Below are 22,166 nucleotides of genomic sequence, written 5' to 3'. Positions count from 1 at the left end.
GGCCCAGGTCGGCACTCTCCTGTGAGGTCGGCATTGGCACCGAGGTCGGTCAAGGCCTGAGCCGACCTCGGTGCCAAGTGCCGAGTTTGCGGGGCAAACTGCCGACGCCTAGCTCGGGACCGCCGTGCTCTCGCGGACCAGCAGGGTGTGCGGAGCCGTCAGCTCGATCGCCGGTGTGTCCGGGTCGCCGATGCGCTCGGCGATCCGACCCACCGCCTGCCGGGCGATGAACGGGGTGTCGAGCGAGACGGTGGACAGGCTCGGGTGGGAGTACTTGCCCTCCTCGATGTCGTCGATGCCGATCACGGCGACGTCGTCGGGCACGCTGCGGCCGGCGTCGAAGACGGCGCGCATCGCGCCCATGGCGAGCAGGTCGGAGTAGCAGAAGATCGCGTCCGGCGGCTCGGGGAGGGCGAGCAGCGCGGCCGCGGCGTCGTACCCGTCCGCGCGCCGGTAGTGCGCGGCGGGGCGCAGGAGCTCGCGCTCGGGCGTCATCCCCGCCTCGCGCAGCGCACGCTCGTAGCCCAGGGTGCGCTGCCTCGGGGTGGTGTAGTCCTCGTCGGGCTGCGTGCCGATCGCCGCGATGCGGGTGCGGCCGCTGGCGATCAGGTGGGCGGTCGCGTCGTGGGCGGCCCGGACGTTGTCGATGGCCACATGGTCGTAGCGGCCGTCGAAGTCGTGCTCGCCGAGCAGGACGAGCGGCATGCTCCGGCTGGGCTCCATCTCCGCGAGCTCGCCGGGCGTGACCAGGGGGCTGAACAGGACGCCGTCGAACAGCATGGTGCGGTCCGCGCCCGTGAGCAGCCGGCGCTCGCGCTCGTGGTCGTGCCCCGTCTGGTCGACCATGACGCGGTAGCCGAGCTCGGCAGCGGCGTCGATCACCTCCCGGGCGAGCTCTGCGAAGTACGGCACGTCGATTTCCGGGACCACGAGCGCCAGCACGCCGGTGCGACCGGTGCGCAGGGTGCGGGCCACGGGGTTGGGCCGGTAGTCGAGCTCCTCGATCGCCGCCTGCACGCGGTTTCGGGTCTGCTCGCTGACGTGCGTGTAGCCGGCGACGACGTTCGACACCGTCCGTACCGAGACCTGGGCTTTCTCTGCCACATCGCGGAGTGTGATCGGCAACGCGATCCCCTTTCATCCTGGTGGACCAAGGATAGGCCTTGCAACGTGCGCAAAGCAGCGATAGTTTGCACACGTTGGAAAACCTCGCGGTACGACAGGCACCGCGCATGCACAAGGGAGTGCTCATGCACCCGAACCAGAACACCCGCGCGGCGGCCGGCGCCCTGACCCTCGCGGTCGCGCTGGCCGCCTGCGGCCCGTCCATCACGAGCGGTGAGTCCGGCGGATCGGAGCCGGTCGCGGCCGACCGGCTCCAGGCGCCCACCGACGAGTCGCCGCAGGGCGAGATCACCATCTGGGACCGGTCCGGCGACCTGTTCAACGTGTTCGACGCCGTGATCGACGACTTCAACGAGGTCTACCCGGACATCACCGTGCACCACGAGGCCGTCGACATCGACGCCAAGCTGCAGAACACCCTGATCACCGGCACGGACGTGCCCGACGGCGTGTTCCTCGACGACGCCAAGGTGGCCGGCTTCTCCGACTACCTGTGGGACTTGAGCGACGTGCTGGCGCCCTACACCGACGACATCGCGCCCCAGAAGATCGACGTGAACTCGCTCGACGGCGCCATCCGCGGCGTGCCCTTCGACCTGGACCCGGGCCTGCTCTTCTACAACGAGAAGGCGCTGACCGACGCCGGGATCGACGCGACCGAGATCAAGACCTACGACGACCTGCTGGCGGCGGCCCGCGCCTACCAGGAGGCGGTGCCGGGATCGAAGCCGATCCACCTGGAGCAGAGCGCGTTCCTGGGCCAGCTCCAGCTCGAGATGTACGCGAGCCAGCTCGGTACCGCCCTTGCCGACGAGCACGGCGAGCTGCAGCTCGACTCCGACGAGTACCGGCAGGTGCTCGGCTGGCTCGACACGGTCAACCAGGAGGGCCTCGGCACGCGGGCGGAGTACCTCTCGCCCAGCGACGTCGGCGCCCTGGAGTCCGGTGACCAGGTGTTCTACCCCTGGGCCATCTGGTTCAGCTTCGCCCCCGAGCAGCAGCTCACGAAGACCAGCGGCGACTGGCGCGCCATGCCGCTGCCCGCGTGGGAGGACGGCGGGGCACGCTCGGGCGCCATGGGCGGGTCGTCGTTCGTGCTGCCCAAGGACGGTGAGAACGCCGAGCTGGCGTGGCTGTTCTACGAGTTCCTGATGTTCGACGAGGACGGTTACCGGGCCGTGTGGGGCGAGAACGACACCTACCCGAACGGCCTGGCGACTTCGATCCCGGCGTACGCCCCGGCGGCGGACCCGGCGAAGCCGCTGTTCGGCCCGGTCGAGGGGCTCGGCGGGCAGGACCTGTGGACGACGGCGGTCGAGGCCGGCGCCGAGATCCCCGGCGGGGCACCTGCTCCCGCGTGGTGGGCCGGCGCCGTCGACTACCTCGGCACGAACGTCCAGCGGATGTACGACGGCGACATGACACCCGACGAGGTCATCGAGCAGTCGACCGCGGACATCCAGACGAACCTCGTCGACCGCCAGTGAGCGTGCTCGTCGCCCCCGGGCGCAGCCGGGGCCGCCCGATGCTGCGGCCCTGGCTGCCCCGCAAGGTCGCGCCCTACGTGTTCGTCCTGCCGTTCGTCGCGCTGTTCGTGGCGTTCAGCGTCTACCCGATGCTGTTCACGCTGCGGCTCAGCTTCACCGACTGGCGCGGCTCGGGCGCCGCGCGGTGGGTGGGCTGGGACAACTACACCTACCTGCTCGGGAACGAGATGTTCTGGGGCTCGCTGGGCAACTCGGCGGCGCTCTGGCTGATGATCGTCCCGGTCCAGGTGGTGCTCGGCCTGCTGGTCGCGGTGCTGCTGAACAACGCGAAGATCTGCATGCGCTCGTTCTACCGGATCGCGTTCCTGGTGCCGTTCGTGACGCCGCTGGTGGCCGTCGCCCAGATCTGGGTGGTGGTCTTCGACCAGGACTACGGCGCGGTCAACAGCCTGCTGAACCTCGTCGGCCTGCCCGACGTCGGCTGGCTGACCACCAGCGAGTTCGCCAAGCCGACCCTGGCGCTGCTGTTCCTGTGGAAGACCACCGGCTTCATCGTGATCATCCTGCTGTCCGGCCTGCAGTCGATCGATGCGGGCGTGTACGAGGCGGCGGCGATCGACGGCGCGTCCCGCACACGCCAGCTCTGGAGCATCACGGTCCCGTTGGTGCGGCGCACCCTGATGTTCTCCGTGGTGCTGCAGACGCTGGCCGTGTTCCAGATGTTCGCGGAGCCGTTCGTCGTGACCGACGGCGGCCCGTACAACTCGACGACCACCGCGGGCCTGCACCTGTACGAGCACATCACCCGGGGCGACCTCGGCACCGGGGCGGCGAACTCGTTCCTGCTCGTGGTCGTCGTCATGGGCCTCTCGCTGCTGTTCGTCCGGTTCCTGCGGACGGAGGACTGACATGACCACCACGCACGCCCCCACCCCGGCCGGGACCCGGTCGGCCCGGACCCGCGCGGCGGCGACCCGGCCGCCCCGGACGAGCCCCCGTGGGCTGCCCGCCGCCGTCGGCTCCCAGGTCTTCCTGCTGCTGCTCGCCCTCGCCTTCCTCGCCCCGGTCGTGTGGGCGCTGATCTCGGCGTTCAAGCCGGCCACGCAGATCATCAGCGACCCCCTGGGCCTGGACCTGACGGCGCTGACGCTCGACAACTACCGGCGGATGTTCGCCGACGTGCCGATCGGCCAGGGCTTCCTCAACACGGCGGTCGTGCTGGTCACCAAGGGGACCATCACCCTGTTCTGCGCCCCGCTGGCCGCCTACGCGTTCGCCAAGTACCGGTTCCCGGGCCGCGACCTGCTGTTCGGCACGGTCCTGATCACCCTGATGCTGCCCACGATCGTGCTGATCATCCCGCTGCTGCTGGAGATGAAGGCGCTGGGCTGGGTCAACACCTACCAGGCGCTGGTCCTGCCCGGCGCCGTCGACGCCTTCGCCATCTTCTGGATGCGGCAGGTGATCGCGGACGTCCCTGACGAGCTGCTCGACGCCGCCCGCGTCGACGGCTGCGGCGAGTTCGGCATCTTCACCAGGATCGTGCTGCCCGTGATCCGGCCCGCCCTGGCCGGGCTGGCGGTTCTGACCGTCATGAACATCTACAACGACTTCGTCTGGCCGGTGGTCGCCGCCAGCTCGGAGCGGATGGCCACGTTGCAGGTGGTCCTGTCGACCCTCGCGCAGAACATCACCGGCAACCGGGTCGGGGCCGACTACGCGACCGTGACCGGCGAGCTGCTCGCCGCCGCGTCGATCGCCCTGGTTCCGCTCCTGATCGTCTTCATCGCACTCCAGCGGCACTTCATCAACGGCATCCTCGCCGGAAGCGTCAAGGGCTGACGCCCGCACTCCCCGAAAGGCTCACACATGACCTCGGCCCGCACACGCCCCGAGTACCCCGGCCCCGACTATCCCCGCCCCGACCGCGACCGGTCCGACCGCTGGACGAGCCTGGAGGGCACGTGGGACCTCGACGTGCCCGGCGGCACGGTGCCGATCAAGGTCCCGTTCGCCTGGGAGACACCGGTCTCCGGCGTCGGGCGTACCTGGCTGGAACGTGCCACCTACCGGCGCCCGATCGCCGTCCCGCCCGAGTGGGCGGGGGCGCGGCCCGTGCTCTGCTTCGGCGCGGTGCACCACCGAGCCGTCGTGCGGGTCGACGGCGTCCAGGTCGCTGAGCACGTCGGCGGCTCCACGGCCTTCGAGGTCGACCTCGACGGTGTCCTGGCGCCCGGGGCCACGGGAACGCTGGAGGTCGAGGTCCAAGCGCCCGCCGACAAGCGGGACATCCCGCACGGCAAGCAGCGGTCGATCCCGCGCGACGACTACGACAGCGTCTCGTTCACCCCCACCTCGGGTATCTGGCAGCCGGTCTGGCTCGAGGCGCGCGGCCGCACCTACGCGGCCCGGGTCGAGCTGCGGGGCGACTCGCTGACCGGCTTCGACGTCGCGGTCGACGTCGTCGGCGACGCACCGGCGGGTGCGGTGGTGACCGTCGAGGTCACGGCCGGCTCGGGCCCGGAGGCGGGCGCGGGGGAGCGGATCGAGCTGGTCGCCGACGCGCGCGGCTCCGCGGTGGGCCGCGTCGAGATCGCCGAGCCGAGGCTCTGGAGCCCGGCCGACCCGCACCTGTACGTCCTCACCGTGACCAGCCGGTCCGCTCGCGGCGCGCGGCAGGTGGCGGACGGCGAGGGCCCGGCCACCGACGTCGTCCGCGTCACCGACGTCGTTCCCGACGTCGTCCGCGTCACCGGCGGGCTGCGCCGGATCGACCGTCGCGGCGAGCACCTGTACCTCAACGACGAGCGCGTCTACCTGCGCGGAGTGCTCGACCAGGGCTACTGGCCCGAGTCCGGCCAGACCGCCCCCGACGTCGACGCCCTGGTCGCCGACCTGGAGCACGCGCGGGACCTGGGCTACAACCTGGTCCGCAAGCACATCAAGCTGGAGGACCCGCGCTGGCTGCACCACGCGGACCGCACGGGCATGCTGGTCTGGGCCGAGCCGCCCGCCCCGAGCCGCTTCAGCGCCGAGGCCGCGCTCGCGTTCGAGGCGCAGATCCCTCCCATGGTCGAGCGGGACGGGAACCACCCGAGCATCGTGATCTGGGGCCTCTACAACGAGGAGTGGGGGCTGGACTGGGACATCCCCGGCAGCGCCGACCGCTCGGCCGCTGTCGTGCGGGCCTACGAGGCGCTACGCGCCGTGGACGACTCGCGCCCGATCGTCGAGAACTCGGGTTGGGCCCACGTCCGGACGGACCTGGTGGACTGGCACTACTACGACGAGGACCCGGCCGCGTGGGCCGCCAACGTCGCGGGCCTGGCCGACGGCACGCGTGAGAGCTTCCCGGTGCGGCTCGCCCCCGACTTCGTGGCGCGGAAGTCGCTGTACGGGTCGGCTGACCACCCGCGCACCGGCGTACCCGTCCTGAACAGCGAGTACGGGGCCGGGTTCACGAGCCTGGAACGGGCCTGGCACCTGCGCTGGCAGACCCAGGAGCTGCGCCGCCACGACAGGTTCGCCGGGTACGTCTACACGGAGCTGACCGACGTCGAGCACGAGATGGCGGGCCTGCTGGACGCCGACCGCCGGCCCAAGGACCGCGGCGGCCTCGACCCGCGCGACGTCAACGCCGACACGGTGCTCGTCGTCGACCTGGTGCCGGCGCACGCGGGCGCCGACATCGCCGTCCCGGACGCCGACCTCGCCCTCGACGTGCATGTCTCGCACCACGGACCGAACGTCGTGAGCGGGCAGGTTCGCGCGGCCTGGGTGCCGGCGGGCACGCCGTTCGCCGCCGCCGCCGCAGCCGCAGCCGACGACGCTGCCGCCGCCGTCGAACCGTGGGGCGTCATGTCGGAGGCCGTCGAGGCCAAGCCGTTCGTCCTCAGCCCCGCCGTCCGCGTCACCGTGCCGCCGCCCGGGCCGGTGTCGTCCGCCCGGCTGCACCTCTGGCTCGTCGACCATGGCGGCACGGTGCGGGCGCGCGCCTTCGTGGACGCGGCGCCGATCGAGGAGCCGAACCGGCGCGGTGAGCGCTGGGAGTGACCGGGCCGGACGCCGCCCGACCAGAACTGTGTGACCAGAACCAGAGCGGGGCGGAGCCGATGCGGACGGCTCAGCCCCGCGCCGGAGGTCCTCCTCGAGGGTCACGAGGCGAGCCCCGATGAGGGCTTGACGCGTGGCGGGGTCAGGTGCAATATGTGATCAATCGATTTAGCAGGCTCACACCGCCGTGAGGAGGACGGGATGGCACGGGTTCGAATCTCCGACGTCGCGGCTGCGGCCGGTGTCTCGACCAGCACGGTCTCGCTCGTCCTCAATGACCGCACCGGGGCGCGGATCTCCGAGGAGACGCGCGTGCGGGTGCGCGAGGCGGCGGCCACCGTCGGCTACACGCCGAACTCGATAGCCCGCGGCCTGCGGATGCAGCGCACCCGGACCATCGGCCTCGTCTCCGACGTGATCGCGACGACGCCGTTCGCCGGACGGATGCTCGCCGGCGCGCAGGACGCGGCGCGGGAGCACGGCCACCTCGTCTTCCTCGTGAACACCGACGCCGACCCGGCGGTGGAGCGCGACGCGATCCGCGCGCTCGTCGACCAGCAGGTCGACGCGATGATCTACGCCTGCATGTGGCACCAGGTCGTCGAGACGCCGGCGGACCTCCCGGCCCAGTCGGTGTTCCTCGACTGCCGCCCCGTCTCGGGCGGACACCCCGCCGTCGTGCCCGACGAGCTCGCCGGCGGCCGGGCCGCCGTACGCGAGCTGGTCGCGGCGGGCCACCGGCGCATCGCCTACGTCGACGCGGAGGAGCTGAACCCGCCCGTCGCGTCAGGTCTGCGTCGCCAGGCGTACCTGGAGGTGCTCGCAGAGGCGGGCATCACGCCGGATCCGGCCTGGCACGTCCACGGCAGCGAGACGACGTCGGCCAGCGGACGCGCTGCGACCGAGCGCCTCCTGGACCTGCCGGCAGACCTTCGTCCGACGGCGATCTTCTGCTTCAACGACCGGATGGCGGCGGGGGCGTACGTCGCCGCGCGCCATCGCGGGCTGGAGATCCCGGCCGACCTCTCCGTCGTCGGCTACGACGACCAGCAGCTGGTCGCGGGCGAACTTGACCCGCCGCTGACCACCGTCGCTCTGCCCCACTACGAGATGGGGCGGTGGGCGACCGAGGTTGCCCTCGGGGCCCGGGAACCCCCGGCGCCCGACCAGACATACCTCATGCCGTGCCCGATCATCCGTCGGGACTCCGTGAGCTCGCCGCCGGCAGCAGCAGCCAACTCCAGCCGGCGACGAGCCTGACACAACCCCATGACCGCCTCGCGGCGGTCGCAGAGCGGTGCCCGACGCGGACGTCGGCCACCAGGAAAGGAATCCATCATGAACCGAGGATCCCTCGCGAAGATCCTATCCGTGTCCGCTTTGGGGGCCCTCGCCCTCACGGCGTGCGGCCAGGCCGGGCAGGGCGGCACCACGTCCGACGACGGGCGCGTGCAGCTGACCATGTGGACCCACTCCGCGGGCAACCCCGCGGAGCTGGAGGTCTACGAGCAGATCGTCAAGGACTTCAACGCGTCGCAGGACGAGTACGAGGTGGTCGAGGAGTCGTTCCCGCAGGGCGCCTACAACGACGCGATCGTCGCGGCCGCCGCCGCTGACGACCTCCCGTGCCTGCTCGACATGGACGGCCCGATCGTCCCGAACTGGGCGTGGGCCGGCTACATCCAGCCGCTCGACCTGCCGACCGAGATCACGGACTCGCTCCTGCCGACCGCCGTCGGCTCGTACCAGGACGAGATCTACAGCGCGGGCTACTGGGACGCCGCGCTCGGCGTCATCGCCCGCAGGTCGGTGCTCGAGGACAACAACATCCGCATCCCCACGGTGGACGAGCCGTGGACGATCGACGAGTTCGACGACGCCCTGGGCACCCTCAAGGAGGCCGGCTACGACACGCCGCTGGACATCGGCGCCGAGGACGCCGGCGAGTGGTGGTCGTACGCCTACTCGCCCATGCTGCAGAGCGCGGGCGGCGACCTGATCGACCGCGACACGATGCTCTCCGCCGAGGGAGCGCTCAACGGGCCGGAAGCCGTGGAGTTCTTCACGTGGTTCCAGGACGCCTTCGCCAAGGGCTGGACCAGCAACGGCGGCACGATCGGCAACGAGGAGTTCAACAACGACGAGGTCGCGCTGAGCTACACGGGCATGTGGAACGCGCTCGACGCGGTCAAGGCCGCGGGCGACGACGTGCTGTTCCTCCCGCCGCCGGACTTCGGCGACGGCCCCAAGATCGGCGGCGCCTCCTGGCAGTGGGGCATCTCGTCGACGTGCGAGTCGCCCGAGGGCGCCCGCGCCTACCTGGAGTTCAGCTTCCAGGACGAGTACATCACCGCGTTCAGCGACAAGCAGGTGGTCATCCCGGCGACCGAGGCCGCCACCGCGGCGTCCGAGCACTTCGGGCCGGAGGGGAAGCTGAAGCCGTTCGTGGAGCTGTCGCAGGAGTTCGCCGTGCCGCGCCCCGAGACGCCCGCGTACCCGGTCATCTCCTCGACCTTCGAGAAGGCCGCGAAGGACATCATGAACGGCGCGGACGTGCAGTCCACGCTCGACGGTGCCGTGCAGGAGATCGACACCAACATCGCGTCGAACGACGGGTACGGCTTCTAAAGCCGTCCGTCCTGACCGGCGCACGGTCCGCCGTGTCGGACGTGCAGGTCACCCCGGTGACCTGCACGTCCGACACGGGCGGCGTGCGCTCGGACGGAGCCGAGAACCATGACACTCACCCATACCGCACCCACCGAACGGCCGGCCGCCGGGCGCCAGCAATCCCGCCGTCGTCGGGCCGCCGCGGGCCGCCGCGAGCAGCGTGCCGGCCTGACCATGGCGGCACCCGCGCTCATCCTCCTGCTGCTGTTCCTCGTGGTCCCGGTCCTGCTCGCGTTCGGGCTGTCGTTCACCAACGCGCGCCTGATCTCCCCGAACCCGCCGCGGTTCGTGGGCCTGGACAACTTCGTGCGCGCCTTCACGGCCGACCCCACGTTCCTGCGCTCGACCCTGAACACGTTCGTGTTCGCGGCAGTGATCGTCCCCGTCCAGGCCGGGCTGGGCCTGGCGCTCGCCGTCCTCGTGAACCAGAAGATCCGCGGCGTCACAGCGTTCCGGGTCATCTTCTTCGTCCCGGTCGTCACGTCGATAGTCGTCGTGTCGATCCTCTGGAAGTTCATGTACCAGGACGACGGGCTGATCAACTCGTTCATCAACACCGTCACGTTCGGCGCCTGGCAGGGGACCGCCTGGCTCAACAACCCGAGCACGGCGCTGGGCGCGATCATCGTCCTGTCGATCTGGCAGGCCGTCGGCTTCCACATGCTCATCTGGCTCTCGGGGCTGCAGACCATCCCCGAGGAGCTGTACGAGGCGGCCCGGATGGACGGCGCCTCACCGTGGCAGCAGTTCACGAACGTCACCTGGCCCGGCCTGCGGTCCACGATGGTGTTCGTCCTCGTGACGATCACCATCGCCGCGCTCGGCCTGTTCGTCCAGGTCGACGTGATGACGCAGGGCGGCCCCGTGAACTCGACGACCACGCTCGTCTACCACGCCGTGCGCAAGGGGTACCGGGAGCAGGAGACGGGCTACGGCGCCACGATCTCACTGATCTTCTTCGTGATCGTCCTGGTCATCGCCCTGATCCAGCGCCGCCTGACCCGAGACGAGGACTGAGTCATGAGTACCGATCTTCGCGGCGAGAAGCAGCTTCGCCGCCGGCGCCGGATCTGGACCTACACGGCCATGACCGCGCTCGCCGCGTTCTTCCTGTTCCCGCTGGTCTTCATGTTCGTCTCGAGCCTCAAGCCCGACGGGCAGATCCTGTCCGACGTGTCCTCGCTGCGGGCCTTCCTGCCGGTCGGCGACATCAGCCTCGACAACTACGCGGGAGTGTTCGACCGCGTCCCGGTCGCCCGCTTCCTGTTCAACTCCGTGCTGGTGACCGTGCTGGTCGTGGGGCTCGGGCTGGTCGTCAACAGCATGGCGGGCTTCGCCCTGTCCCGGCTCAGGTGGCGCGGACGCGGCCTCGTGCTGGCCCTCGTCATCGCCACGCTGATCGTGCCCTTCGAGACGATCGCCGTGCCGATGGTCTACTGGGTCTCCCAGCTCCCGACCCTCGTGTGGGAGGACGGGCTGCTCAAGTACGACTTCGGCTGGCTGAACTCCTACCACGTGCAGATCGTGCCGTTCATCGCGAACGCCTTCTCGATCTTCCTGTTCACCCAGTACTTCTCGACGATCCCCAAGTCGCTCGACGAGGCGGCCCGGATCGACGGCGCCGGCTGGTTCACGATCTACCGCCGGATCATCGTGCCGCTCGCCGGCCCGGCGTTCGCGACGGTCGCGATCCTGACCTTCCTGCCTGCGTGGAACCAGTACCTCTGGCCCCTGATGGTGGTCCAGCAGGAGGAGCTCCGCCCCGTCATGGTCGGCATGCAGTACTTCTTCCAGCTCAACACGGCCTGGGGCGAGGTCATGGCGTACACGTCGCTGATCACCCTGCCGGTCCTCGTCGTGTTCCTGTCCTTCCAGCGTGCGTTCGTGAGCAGCGTCGCCGCGAGCGGCGTGAAAGGTTGATGATGTTCACTCTTCCCGACTCCTGGGTGTGGGACTTCTGGTTCGCCGACGACGGCGAGCGGCACCACCTGTTCTTCCTCTACGCGTCGCGCGCCCTGCACGAGCCGGACGCCCGCCACTACCGCGCCTCGATCGGCCACGCCGTCTCCGACGACCTGGTGAGCTGGACGCGCGTCGCCGACGCGCTCGTGCGGTCCGACGGTCCGGCCTGGGACGACCTGGCCACCTGGACGGGCTCCGTGGTGCGGCACCCCGACGGCACGTGGTTCCTTTTCTACACCGGCGCGACGCTCACCCCCGAGGGCAACGTCCAGCGCATCGGCTATGCGACGTCGTCAGACCTCATGACCTGGCACAAGGCGCCGGAGAACCCGGTGCTGGAAGCCGACCCCCGCTGGTACGAGACGCTCGCCGACGGGCAGTGGCACGACGAGGCGTTCCGGGACCCCTGGGTGCTGCCCGACCCGGACGGGGACGGCTGGCACATGCTCATCACGGCGCGGGGCCGTACCGGGCCGGCGGACGACCGCGGCGTCGTCGGGCACGCGTGGTCGACCGACCTGCGGACCTGGGAGCTGCGGCCGCCGCTCACCGAGCCCGGGCAGGGTTTCGGGCAGCTCGAGGTCATGCAGGTGGAGGTGGTCGACGGTGCCCCGCTCCTCGTGTTCTCCTGCCTGGCCACGGACATGGCGGACGAGCGGGCCGGCGGGACGACCGGCGGCGTCTGGGCCGCGCCCGCGGCCTCGGTCCTGGGCCCGTTCGACGTCGCGGCCGCGCAGCAGCTCACCGACTCCAGCCTGTACAGCGGCAAGCTGGTGCGCCGCCGGGACGGCCGGTGGGCGCTGCTCGCGTTCCACCACGACGGCCCGGACGGGCAGTTCGTGGGGAGCGTCAGCGACCCGATTCCCGTGCGCTGGGCAGACGGGAAGCTGCTCGTCGAGCAGGTAGGGGCGGACCGATGACGCGGGGCTCGCGCGTGGTCAGGGCGTGGCGTTCGCGCCCGGTTCGGTCACGACGTCGAGCGAACGGCCGACCTGGCCGAGGGCGCGGGTGAGCAGGTCGTCGCCGTCCGTGCTCCAGCTCGCCGCGATGTGCGCGATCTGGCCGTCGAGCGTCAGCGACGCGAGGCCGTGGGCCAGCGCCCAGAGCGTGATCGCGAGTGCCTGCGGGTCGGCGAAGCCGAGCCCGTCGACCAGGTCAGTGACGACCTTGAGCGCGGCGTCGCCCGCCTCGCGCACGGCCGGATGCTTCTCCGGCTGGGAGAGCTCGGGGCGGAACATGATCTGGAAGTGGCCCGACTGCCGCCTGGCGAAGGCGACGTATGCCGCGACGGCGCGCGCGACGTCGTCGGGCCCGGGTGTGCCTGGTGGATGTGCGACGGCGGCGGCCAGGTCCTCGGCGAGGATCTCGAAGCCCCGGGCCGAGATGGCGGACAGCAGCGCCGCCCGGTCGGGGAAGTGGTGATAGGGCGCGCCCGGGCTGACGCCGGCCTCGCGCGCGACGCGCCGCAGGCTCACGGCCCCGATTCCCTCGGCCTCGATGAGCCGCACGCACGCGTCGAGCAGCTCCTCGCGGAGCGAGCCGTGGTGGTACGTCTCGCGCTTGCGCGCTCCTGAGGCTGATCGGTCGTCGTGGGCGCCGTCGCCTGCCTGCGTGTTGACCTTCATCCCGGCAAACTATACGGTGCTCAGTATCTAAGCACTGTTCAGACTGGAGAGCCATGTCGAAGGTACTTGTCACCGGCGCCACGGGTTTCGTGGCCGGCCATGTGATCGAGGATCTGCTCAGGAGCGGCCACGAGGTGCGGGCGACCGTGCGTTCCCTGCGTGACCCCGCGCGGTTCGCGCACCTGGACCGCATCCGCGACGCGCTGGGTGGTCGCCTCGAGCTCGTCGAGGCGGACCTGTCCGACGACGCCGGGTGGGACGCGGCGGTCGCCGGCCGGGACCACGTGCTGCACGTGGCGTCGCCCTTTCCGCCGACGCCGCCGCGCCATGAGGCCGAGCTGATCCGGCCCGCCGTCGACGGGACGCTCCGCGTGCTGGAGGCGAGCGCTCGCGCCGGGGTGCGTCGTGTGGTGGTGACGTCGTCCGTTGCCGCCGTCGCCGCGGGAAGGTCCCGCGACGAGAGCAGGCAGCGCACCGAGGAGGACTGGAGCGACCTGGACCGGGCGGCCCCCTACCCGAAGAGCAAGACCCTCGCCGAGCGCGCCGCCTGGCGGTTCGCGGCGGAGCACCCCGACCTGGAGGTGGTCACCGTGAACCCGGGCCTGGTGCTCGGCCCGCTGCACCACGTCGCGGCCGGGACCTCGGTCGCCCTGGTGCGGCGGATCCTGAACCACGAGATGCCGGCGATCCCGGAGCTCGGGTTCGCGCCGGTCGACGTGCGCGACGTGGCGCGGGCGCACCGGCTCGCCATGGAGGTGCCCGGTGCCGCCGGCAACCGGTACATCTGCGCCGGTGACAACATGTGGCTCGCAGACATGGCACGGATCCTGAGCGAGGAGTTCGGCCCGCAGGGCTACCGGGTGCCGAGACGCCCCATGCCGTACTGGATGCTGTGGGCCGTCGGCCGGTTCGACCGCGAGGTGCGGCTCGGCCTCGACTTCGTGGGCAGCCCCGAGCGCGTCAGTGCGGACAAGGCCCGCAGCGAGCTCGGCTGGAGCATGCGGCCCTTGCGCACCACCGTCACCGACACGGGCCGGAGCCTGATCGAGCTCGGGCTCGTCCGGTCACGTCAGAACGGTGCGACGCGCCAGCTGCGCTGACCAGCGGCGGGGGAGTGGTCGTCCACCAGTCCGGTGGCATCGCGCCTTCGAGGCGTCGGTCGTGGCTGACCTCCGCCTGGTTCTCAGGCGGATGCCTGCGTGAGGCGGCGAAGGCGCTGCTGGAGGTACTGCTGCTCCGCGAGGTTGCGGGTGGCGCGCGCGGCCCGGCGGTAGGCGTCGGCGGCCGCGGCGTTCCTGCCCAGGCGTTCCAGGAGGTGCGCGCGCACCGCGTCGAGCCGGGGCAGCCCGGGGTGCGCCTGCTCGAGCAGGTCGAGGGAGCCCAGCGCGGAGCCGTCGCCGTGGACCTGGGCCTCGGCGACTATCCGGTTGAGGGTGATCGTCGGGTTCTGGCGTCCGGTCACGACCTCCAGGACCTGGTAGAGCGCGAGGATCTCGGTCCAGTCCGTCGAGGCGGTGTCCGTGGCCTCGGCGTGCAGCGCGGCGATGCAGGCCTGCAGCAGGTAGGGCCCGGGCGCGGCGCCTGGCACGGTCGCCTCGACCAGCGCGATCCCCTCGTGTGCGAGGGACTGGTCCCATCGGGTCCGGTCCTGTTCGTCCAGCGGGATCAGCGAGCCGTCGTCGGCCTGGCGCGCCGGTCCGCGCGACTCGGTGAGCAGCATGAGCGCCAGCAGGCCGGCTACCTCGGGATCGCCAGGCAGGGCCTGGTGCAGGAGCCGCGCGAGGTGGATGGCCTCGGCCGCGAGGTCCGTGTCGCGGGCGGGTGTGCCGTCGGTCGTGAGGTGGGCCTCGGTGAGCATGGCGTAGAGCACGTCGAGCACGGGACCGAGCCGCTCGGCCGCGTCCCGGGGCCGCGGCAGGTCGCCGCCGAGCTCGGCCAGGCGCCGCTTGGCGCGCGTGATGCGCTGCGCGACGGTCGTCTCGGGGAGCTGGTGCACGTTCGCGATCTGCGCTGTCGTCAGGCCGGCGACGGCGCGCAGCGTCAGCGCGACTTGCGCAGGCCGGGGCAGCGCGGGATGGCAGCAGAGCTGGAGCAGCAGCAGGCTGTCGTCGGCGAGGGACAGACCCGCGTCCGCACCGGTCGCGAGCGGGTGCAACGGTGCGCTCAGGAGCGCCTCGCGAGCCTCCCGGTCCCGACGTCGGCTGTCGGACCTGATGCGGTCCACGTACCGGCGTCGGGCCGCGGTCACCAGCCAAGCCAGAGGGTCCGACGGCGGATCGGCCGGCCACTGGCCGTGCGCCGCCAGCAGCGCGTCCTGGACGGCGTCCTCGCACACGTCGAACTGGCCTGTGCCGTGGGTGCGCACGAGCCGGGCGAGGACCTGCGGCGCCAGGTCGCGCAGCAGGTCCCCGCCCTCGGTGGCTCCGGGTGTCACAGGTCCCCGAGGTCGCTGAACATGACGGGCCGCACCTCGAGGGCGAGCCCGTCGATGTTGCTGTCCGGGATCATGTGGGCGAGCTCCAGCGCCCGCGCCTCGTCCTCGACGTCCACCAGGTAGAAGCCGCCGAGGTACTCCTTGGCCTCCGCGAACGGACCGTCGCTCGTCTGCGCTACCCCGGCCACCGAGCGCACGACCTTGGTCTGGCTCGGGTCGGCCAGCGCCTGCGTGGCGATGAACTCGCCGCGCTCCTTGGTGTGCGCCATGAAGGCGTTGTGGCCGTCCCCGATCAGCTTGCCCTGCTCGGGTGTGAGCTGCTCGAGGACGGTGGGGTCGACCTGCATCAGGATCAGGTACTTCATGGTTCCTCCTGGACTCGGATCCGGCGGCGCTCTGCCGTCGTCGTACCCCTTGGTCGTCAGGGCCACGCCAGATACGACAGGTCGGCCACAAGAGATCTTCGCTCGGTTTGCCGACGACGGCTCGTAGCGCTTGCGACCGACCCAGCCTCGATCGTCAGTCGAGGCCTTCGATGATGCGGAAGTCGCGCTCGACGCCGTCGGCAAGTGCGGCCAGCGCCTCCTGGTAGGCCGCACTCGCGCGTGCGGCGACCGCCTGTTCGAAGCTGTCGAACTCGATCAGGATGGTGCGCTCGGCGATTCCGGCGTCGTGCGCGACGACCCGACCGCCGCGGGTCACTGTGGGTTCCTTCGGCCGTCGTGGAGGTACTGATCCTCTCCCGAACTCGCGGCCAGTCAGGGTTTCTACCAGGGACAATCCCGATGTTCGGCTGGTGCAGGCTCCATACGGTCAAGCACATGACGCATTCGATCGCCGCACGCCTCGCAGCCGTCCTGCTCGTTCCCGTTCTCGCCGTCGTCATGGCGTTGTCGCTCGGTGCGACGCAGGCGCAGGCGATCGTCGGCGGCAGGGACGCCACGACCACGCAGTACCCGTGGATGGTGTTCCTCAGCCGCGTCGGCGACCCGACGACGCCGTCCGGCCAGTTCTGCGGTGGTGCGCTGGTCGCCCCGACGAAGGTCGTGACCGCGGCGCACTGCATCGACGACCTGACGCCGGAGCAGTTCCAGGTGATCGGCGGACGGACCGACCTGCACGGTCAGCGCGGCACCGTCCGCGACGTCGTGACCGTGTGGAATGCACCCCGGGTGCCGCCGCCCGCGGCCGACCTCGGCGATCCGCCGTTCATGGGCGGCGGCGACCTGGCTGTCCTGACGCTCGACGAGCCGATGCCGTACCGCACGCTCCGGATGGTCGACGGCGACGACGGCTGGCGCTACACCCCCGGGCGGCCGGCGACGATCCTCGGCTGGGGCATCTATCAGGAGGAGGGTCTGCCGGGCCCGTCGCCGGGGGTGTTCGGACCGATCCTCTCCCGCAACGGGACGGTGTGCCAGGACGCTTACAGCGGCTTCACCAGGGTCGATGTCTACGCCGACCTCATCCGCGCGGAGCTCAGGCGATGAGCTGACCCCGCTCGCCCCCGGAAGGCGGCTGAAAGTGGTGGCCCCAGCGGGGCCTCCAAGCCGCCATACTGGAAGGGTGACTACGTCCAGCGAGACCCCTGCCGTTGCAGGAGCGGAGATCCCGATCGAGCTGCTCTACCGGGTTCCATACGGAAGGGTCCTGCACGGCAAGGACTGCCAGCACCTGCCGGCGGACCGGCTGGCCGCCCTGCAGCCCGCGACCGAGCTCGACAGGCAGAAGTTCAAGATCTGCAAGACGTGCCTGGTGGCTCTTGTCGGCGACGGCCGCGCCGACTTCGACTCGTTCGACGCCGCGCTCGAGGCGCTGCCGATCCCTGCGGTGCACCGGTCGGTCATGCGCGAGATCGCCGAGGGTCTCGACAAGACCCGCATCTGGATCCCGTCGTCCCGCTCGTACGTCGCGGTCTCGCCTGGGCCGGGCGAACAGGTGACCGCCTACTTCAACAAGGGCTTCGTCGACGTCCACGAGGACGGCGGCGGATACAAGCGCATCCTGATGGCCGGGTTCTCGGGGACGCAGACCAACACGTTCGCGCACGCGCCCGACGCCGCTCCCGCGAGCTGCCCGGGCTGCTACATGCAGCTGCCCGCGACCGGCAGGTGCGACAGCTGCGACTGACCGCAGCTGGCCGGGCACGGACGAGCCTGTGGGCTCCCACGGATGTGGGAGCCCACAGACGTCTTGACGTCGTGGCCCGGGTCTACCGAGAGGTCGTGCCGACGACCGAAGGGCGAGCCGCCGGTCGTGACCGTTGTTAGGCTCCCGCGCGTGATCGTGTCCGACGTCGATGGGTTGCCCGTACGCCTCCGGGCGCCGCACGACCTGTCGTTCACCGCCCGCTGGGGGAGCGTGTTCGCGGTGCTCGACCAGCAGGACTCGGGCAATCTCTGTCTCGGCGTCGAGGGCCCGGCGGGCAGGGTGTTCGTCAAGTACGCGGGCGCACCGACGGCGCGGTACGACGGCGTCATCGAGACGGCGGTCGGGAGCCTGCGCGGGGCGGCCGAGGTCTACCGGGCGCTCGCGCACCCGTCCCTCGTGACGCTCCGCGAGGCGGTCGACGTCGGCGGCGGGCACGCCCTCGTGTTCGACTGGACCGACGCGACACCGCTCGGTCGGCAGTACGAGCGGGCGCACGTCGTGCGGTCCCTCTCGCTCCCGGCGCGGGTCGACGCCGTCCGGCAGATCCTCGACTTCCACGTGCACGCGGCGGCGCTCGGCTGGGTAGCGATCGACCTCTACGACGGCTCGGTGATGATCGATGCCGAGAGCGGGCGCGTCGTCCTCTGCGACCTGGACTTCTACGAGCGCGCCCCGGTGGTCAACCGGATGGGGCGGATGTGGGGGTCCTCGCGGTTCATGTCGCCCGAGGAGTACGAGCTCGGCGCACCGATCGACGAGGTCACGAACGTCTTTGTGCTCGGGGCGCTCGCGCACACGTTCATGGGCGACGACGCGACGAAGTCACGCGCCGCCTGGGTCGGCTCCGACGCGCAGTTCGACGTCGCCGCCCGGGCGGTTCGCCCTGGCCGGGACGCACGCTGGCCGTCCGTCGCCGCGCTGGCCGAGGCGTGGCGAGCCGCGTCCTTCGCGACGGGGGCCTGAGCGCCGTGTGGCATCGCGCCGACCGCGGCCTAACGTGCGGTTCGACGTCGGCGGGCGGTTTGATCGACTCGCAATCTGCGGCTCGACGCCGAGCCGCAGATTACGAGTCGATGGCGCGCCGGTTCGGCGTCGAGCCGCAAGTTGGTGGTGGATCTGGAGGTTCAACCGCAACTCACACGTCGATCCGTGCCGTCGACGACGACGAAGTTGCGGCTCGGCCTGCTCCTGGACGTCTAGGTTGCGGGTCGGCCTGTTCGTGGACGTCTAGGTTGCGGGTCGGCCTGTTCGTGGACGGTTAGGTTGCGGCTCGGCGCCGGGTGGGGGGTGCGAGCGACTTGTAGGTTGCGGGTCGGTGGGGGGTGGTCTGCCAGGCGCAGTCGAGCCCAGCACAATGAGCCTATGAGCACGCGCCGCCAGCCCTCGCGCCCAGACCTCTCGACGATCAGTGACGACGAGAGGGAGCACTTCGCCGAGCAGCTCCGCGAGCGGGTGTACGTCTCGTTCGCCGCGCTCGCCGTCATCCTCACGCTGCTGACCCACGCGGAAGGGCTCACCGCAGGGACGGCCGCGGGCTCGGTGGCCATCACCGCCGTCGGCACCGTCGCCGCAGCCTGGCTCGCGGAGCTCATCGCGCACCTCGCCGCGCACGGTGGGTTCCCCGACAGGACTCGCCTCGGCACCATGACGCGGACGAGCGCCGACGCCCTCCTGACCCTCGTGCTCCCGCTGCTCGCCCTGGCGGCGGCGGGCCTGGGGTGGTGGGAGGTGACCACAGCACTCAGAGTCGGCGTCGGTGCTCTGATCGTCAGCCTCGTGCTCATCACCTGGCTCGGCATCCGCCGGACCAAGCTGCCCTGGCCGGCCCGGATTCTCGCGCTGGGAGTGCTCGCGGCGCTCGCTGTCGGGGTGGTCGCCCTGAAGCTGCTCGCGCACGGCTGAGACGGTCCGGTTGAGGAGGCCGGGCCTGCGGCTCAGCCAACCCGCCGAGCGGCACGGGTGTCGCACGCACCACAGTGTCCGAAATCCGCTTTCCGCCCCGGCAACCCACGGGTGAGGATCAGGCAGTGACATCCTCCCCACGCTCCGGCCCCCTCAGCTTCTGGTCGGACCTGCCCGGTGACGGCCGCTGGCTGCTGTCCACCGTGGTCGTACAGTTCTTCGGCCGCGGCCTGACGCTCCCGTTCACGATCATCTACCTGCACGAGGTGCGCGGGTTCTCGCTCGGCCTGTCCGGGACGCTCATGGGCCTGATCGCCGTGGTCGGCCTGCTGGTCACCGGCCCGGCCGGGGCCCTCGTCGACCGGTACGGCGCCCGGCGCGTCATGCTCACCGGCCTGTTCTTCGCGATCGCGGGGTACTCGGTGCTCGCGTTCGCCACGGTCCCGGCGGTCGCCGCGCTGGGGCTGGCGCTCTTCGGGGTACAGCTCGGCGTCGGGTGGCCGTCGGTCAACGCGCTCGTCGCCACGGTCGTCGACGGCGACCTGCGACAGCGGTACTACGGCGTGAACTTCGCACTGCTAAACCTCGGCGTCGGCGTGGGCGGCGTGGTGGGTGGCCTCGTGGTCGACATCGAGCGGCCGGCGACCTTCGTGATGGCGTTCCTGGTGAACGCGGCGACGTTCGTCGTCCCCGTCGTCGTGCTCATGGGGCCGCTGCGGCACCTGCACGGGCGGGTCGACCGGCCCGACGACGGCGCCGCCGCGGAGGGCTACCTGACGATCCTCCGGCGCCCCGAGGTGCTCTGGTTGTCCGGGCTGGGGCTGGTCGCGGCGTTCGTGGGCTACGGGCAGATGGAGGGCGGCTTCCCCGCCTTCGCCCGTCTCGTGGCCGAGGTCTCGACCCGCGCGATCGGCTTCGCGTTCGTGGTCAACACGGTGGTCATCGTCGCGCTGCAGTTCTGGGTGATGAACCGCGTCAGCGGACGACGCCGGACGCGGGTGCTCGCGCTCATGGCAGTGGTGTGGGCGGCGGCCTGGCTGCTGCTCGGCGGCGCGGGCCTGGTCCCCGGCGGGACGGCGGCCGTCGTGATCGTCCTGGTGTTCCACGCCTTCTTCGGGCTGGGGGAGACCCTTATGCAGTCCGCGCTCCCCGCCCTGACGAACGAGATGGCCCCCGCCCACCTGCGCGGCCGGTACAACGCCATCAGCTCCGGCTCGTTCCAGGCCGGCACCATCGCGGGCCCCGTGGTGGCGGGGCTGCTGCTGGAACGCGGGTGGGCCGGCGGTTTCATCGGGGTGATGGTGGTCGGGTGCCTCGCGATCGTGGCGATGGCGTTCGCCGTCGGACGGCGGGTGACCCCGGAGGTCGACGGCGTGGAGCGGGTGGCGGTGGAGTCGAGGCCGGGCTGAGTCCCGAGGCGCTGAAGTAGCGTGGCGGCGCGGACGGAAGGAGGGGCGATGACCAGAAGTCTCGACGACCTCGACCGGGCTCGCCCGGTCGATCCGGGGAAGGTGGCCGCCGCCGAGGAGCGGCTGGTGGCGAGGCAGGGAGCCGGACGGCTGCGGGACCGGGTGGTCGACGCCGTCCTGTTCGCGATGGCCGCCGTGCTGTGGCTGATCACGGTGATCCTCCAGACGAACGAGCCGGGGGCGGTGCCCGTCTGGGTCCCGTACGCGGACTGGGTCCCGGGGCTGCTCGGCTGCGTCGCGCTGTGGTGGCGGCGCCGGTTCCCGGTGGTGCTCGGCGTTGCTCTGGCCGTGTCGAGCTCGTTCTCCGAGACGGTTGCCGGGGCGGCGATCGTCGGGCTGTTCACCGTGGCTGTGCATCGCTCGACCCGGGCCACGGCGGCGGTGTGCGCGACCAGCCTGGCGGCGCTCAGCGTGTATCAGCTCCTGTGGCCGATGACCGGGGTCCCTCCGGTCACGATCTTCGTCATCATCGGGCTGGGGCACCTCGCCACCGTCGCGTGGGGACTCTCCGTGCGTCATCGTCGGGCGCTGGTCACCTCCTTGCGGGAGCGGGCCGCGGCGGCCGAGGTCGAGGCGCGGCTGCGGTCCGAGCGCTCCGAGCACGAGGCCCGCGAGGTCCTCGCGCGGGAGATGCACGACGTCCTCGGCCACCGGCTGTCGCTGCTCAGCGTCCACGCGGGCGCCCTCGCCTACTCCCGCGACGCGCCCGCCGACGACGTGGCGCGGGCGGCCGAGGTGGTCCGCGAGAACGCGCACCGCGCCCTGCAGGACCTCCGCGAGGTGATCGGGGTGCTCCGGGCTCCCGTGGGGGAGCTGCCGCTGCCGCGCGTCGAGGACGTCCTGGAGCTGGTCGACGACGCCCGTCAGGCCGGGACGTCGGTCGAGCTGCAGGACGATGCGGGCGTGACGACCGGCGACCGGACCCTCCCGGAGACGTACGGCCGCACGCTCTATCGCCTCGTGCAGGAGGGCCTGACCAACGTGCGCAAGCACGCGCCGGGCGCGCCGGTCGTCGTGCGGATCGCGGGGCGGCCCGGCGACCACGTGATCGCTGAGGTGGTCAACGGGCCGCCGGCGGGTCCGCCGTCGCACCCCGACCACCCCGAGGGTTCCGGGGCCGGGCTGCGCGGGCTGGGGGAGCGCGCCCGGCTCGTGGCCGGTCGGCTCGACCACGGCCCGACGGACTCGGGCGGCTGGCAGGTCCGGCTGCGCCTACCCTGGCCGTCGTGACTCACCCCGTGCCTGCCGACGGTGCGCCTGCCGGTGAAGAGCCTGCCGACGCCGCGCC

Annotated in this window: 21 protein-coding genes; 16 read left to right on the top strand and 5 right to left on the bottom strand. The window is 71.4% G+C overall.

Annotated elements, in window-relative coordinates:
• Positions 1 to 108: 108 nt before the first annotated feature.
• Entirely contained in the window at positions 109 to 1,104 is a 996-nt protein-coding gene (locus C8K30_RS03025; RefSeq protein WP_233256944.1) for a LacI family DNA-binding transcriptional regulator, read from the bottom strand.
• Positions 1,105 to 1,250: 146 nt separating this feature from the next.
• On the opposite strand from C8K30_RS03025, the gene C8K30_RS03020 reads away from it, so the two are divergent.
• From C8K30_RS03020 to C8K30_RS02980, 9 genes are all read left to right on the top strand, one after another.
• Positions 1,251 to 2,612 (top strand): ABC transporter substrate-binding protein, encoded by a 1,362-nt coding sequence (locus C8K30_RS03020; protein WP_108491891.1) that lies wholly within the window; start codon positions 1,251 to 1,253, stop codon positions 2,610 to 2,612.
• The gene (locus C8K30_RS03015) at positions 2,609 to 3,520 is read left to right on the top strand and encodes a carbohydrate ABC transporter permease (protein ID WP_233256943.1); all 912 of its coding nucleotides are present in this window, start codon (positions 2,609 to 2,611) and stop codon (positions 3,518 to 3,520) included. Before C8K30_RS03020 ends, C8K30_RS03015 begins: the two co-directional genes overlap by 4 nt.
• A 1-nt stretch (position 3,521) precedes the next feature.
• Positions 3,522 to 4,454, top strand: coding sequence for a carbohydrate ABC transporter permease (locus tag C8K30_RS03010; RefSeq protein WP_108491369.1), 933 nt, complete (start codon positions 3,522 to 3,524; stop codon positions 4,452 to 4,454).
• Between the two features lie 27 nt (positions 4,455 to 4,481).
• A complete protein-coding gene (locus tag C8K30_RS03005) occupies positions 4,482 to 6,665 on the top strand; it encodes a glycoside hydrolase family 2 protein (protein ID WP_108491368.1) in 2,184 nt (727 codons plus the stop codon).
• Positions 6,666 to 6,866: 201 nt separating this feature from the next.
• A complete protein-coding gene (locus C8K30_RS03000) occupies positions 6,867 to 7,925 on the top strand; it encodes a LacI family DNA-binding transcriptional regulator (protein ID WP_108491367.1) in 1,059 nt (352 codons plus the stop codon).
• 78 nt (positions 7,926 to 8,003) lie between these two features.
• Positions 8,004 to 9,293 carry an extracellular solute-binding protein gene (locus tag C8K30_RS02995; protein WP_108491366.1) on the top strand — a complete coding sequence of 430 codons (1,290 nt, stop codon included), beginning with the start codon at positions 8,004 to 8,006 and terminating at the stop codon, positions 9,291 to 9,293.
• A gap of 216 nt (positions 9,294 to 9,509) precedes the next feature.
• Positions 9,510 to 10,352, top strand: a complete 843-nt coding sequence (locus C8K30_RS02990; RefSeq protein WP_199230359.1) for a carbohydrate ABC transporter permease — start codon at positions 9,510 to 9,512, stop codon at positions 10,350 to 10,352.
• Positions 10,353 to 10,421: 69 nt separating this feature from the next.
• Positions 10,422 to 11,255, top strand: a complete 834-nt coding sequence (locus tag C8K30_RS02985; RefSeq protein WP_233256990.1) for a carbohydrate ABC transporter permease — start codon at positions 10,422 to 10,424, stop codon at positions 11,253 to 11,255.
• A 2-nt stretch (positions 11,256 to 11,257) separates the two neighbouring features.
• Positions 11,258 to 12,217 carry a family 43 glycosylhydrolase gene (locus C8K30_RS02980; protein ID WP_108491363.1) on the top strand — a complete coding sequence of 320 codons (960 nt, stop codon included), beginning with the start codon at positions 11,258 to 11,260 and terminating at the stop codon, positions 12,215 to 12,217.
• A gap of 18 nt (positions 12,218 to 12,235) precedes the next feature.
• Here the strand turns inward: C8K30_RS02980 and C8K30_RS02975 are convergent, their stop codons facing one another.
• The gene (locus C8K30_RS02975; RefSeq protein WP_108491362.1) at positions 12,236 to 12,922 is read right to left on the bottom strand and encodes a TetR/AcrR family transcriptional regulator; all 687 of its coding nucleotides are present in this window, start codon (positions 12,920 to 12,922) and stop codon (positions 12,236 to 12,238) included.
• 53 nt (positions 12,923 to 12,975) lie between these two features.
• Here C8K30_RS02975 and C8K30_RS02970 point away from each other — a divergent pair, with 53 nt between their 5' ends.
• A complete protein-coding gene (locus tag C8K30_RS02970) occupies positions 12,976 to 14,022 on the top strand; it encodes an NAD-dependent epimerase/dehydratase family protein (protein WP_108491361.1) in 1,047 nt (348 codons plus the stop codon).
• Between the two features lie 83 nt (positions 14,023 to 14,105).
• Here C8K30_RS02970 and C8K30_RS02965 read toward each other — a convergent pair whose 3' ends face one another.
• From C8K30_RS02965 to C8K30_RS02955, 3 genes are all read right to left on the bottom strand, one after another.
• Complete coding sequence (locus tag C8K30_RS02965) at positions 14,106 to 15,356, bottom strand: RNA polymerase sigma factor (protein WP_108491360.1); 1,251 nt, start codon at positions 15,354 to 15,356, stop codon at positions 14,106 to 14,108.
• A complete protein-coding gene (locus C8K30_RS02960; protein ID WP_108491359.1) occupies positions 15,353 to 15,721 on the bottom strand; it encodes a YciI family protein in 369 nt (122 codons plus the stop codon). The genes C8K30_RS02965 and C8K30_RS02960 overlap by 4 nt, the downstream gene beginning before the upstream one ends.
• 154 nt (positions 15,722 to 15,875) lie before the next feature.
• Complete coding sequence (locus tag C8K30_RS02955) at positions 15,876 to 16,058, bottom strand: DUF1330 domain-containing protein (protein WP_233256942.1); 183 nt, start codon at positions 16,056 to 16,058, stop codon at positions 15,876 to 15,878.
• Positions 16,059 to 16,177: 119 nt separating this feature from the next.
• Here C8K30_RS02955 and C8K30_RS02950 point away from each other — a divergent pair, with 119 nt between their 5' ends.
• The 6 genes from C8K30_RS02950 to C8K30_RS02925 all read left to right on the top strand — a co-directional run bounded on the left by C8K30_RS02950 (position 16,178) and on the right by C8K30_RS02925 (position 22,108).
• A complete protein-coding gene (locus C8K30_RS02950; protein ID WP_158280921.1) occupies positions 16,178 to 16,846 on the top strand; it encodes a trypsin-like serine protease in 669 nt (222 codons plus the stop codon).
• Positions 16,847 to 16,922: 76 nt separating this feature from the next.
• Entirely contained in the window at positions 16,923 to 17,486 is a 564-nt protein-coding gene (locus tag C8K30_RS02945) for a hypothetical protein (RefSeq protein ID WP_108491357.1), read from the top strand.
• 150 nt (positions 17,487 to 17,636) lie between these two features.
• Positions 17,637 to 18,470 carry a serine/threonine-protein kinase gene (locus C8K30_RS02940; RefSeq protein ID WP_108491356.1) on the top strand — a complete coding sequence of 278 codons (834 nt, stop codon included), beginning with the start codon at positions 17,637 to 17,639 and terminating at the stop codon, positions 18,468 to 18,470.
• 399 nt (positions 18,471 to 18,869) lie between these two features.
• Positions 18,870 to 19,409, top strand: coding sequence for a hypothetical protein (locus C8K30_RS02935; protein WP_108491355.1), 540 nt, complete (start codon positions 18,870 to 18,872; stop codon positions 19,407 to 19,409).
• A 125-nt stretch (positions 19,410 to 19,534) separates the two neighbouring features.
• Entirely contained in the window at positions 19,535 to 20,818 is a 1,284-nt protein-coding gene (locus C8K30_RS02930; protein ID WP_108491354.1) for an MFS transporter, read from the top strand.
• A gap of 48 nt (positions 20,819 to 20,866) precedes the next feature.
• Positions 20,867 to 22,108, top strand: coding sequence for a histidine kinase (locus C8K30_RS02925; protein ID WP_108491353.1), 1,242 nt, complete (start codon positions 20,867 to 20,869; stop codon positions 22,106 to 22,108).
• Positions 22,109 to 22,166 lie beyond the last annotated feature (58 nt).

This window comes from Promicromonospora sp. AC04 (assembly GCF_003058225.1).
Lineage (GTDB): Bacteria > Actinomycetota > Actinomycetes > Actinomycetales > Cellulomonadaceae > Promicromonospora.
This window is presented reverse-complemented; position numbering and strand designations above follow the sequence as displayed.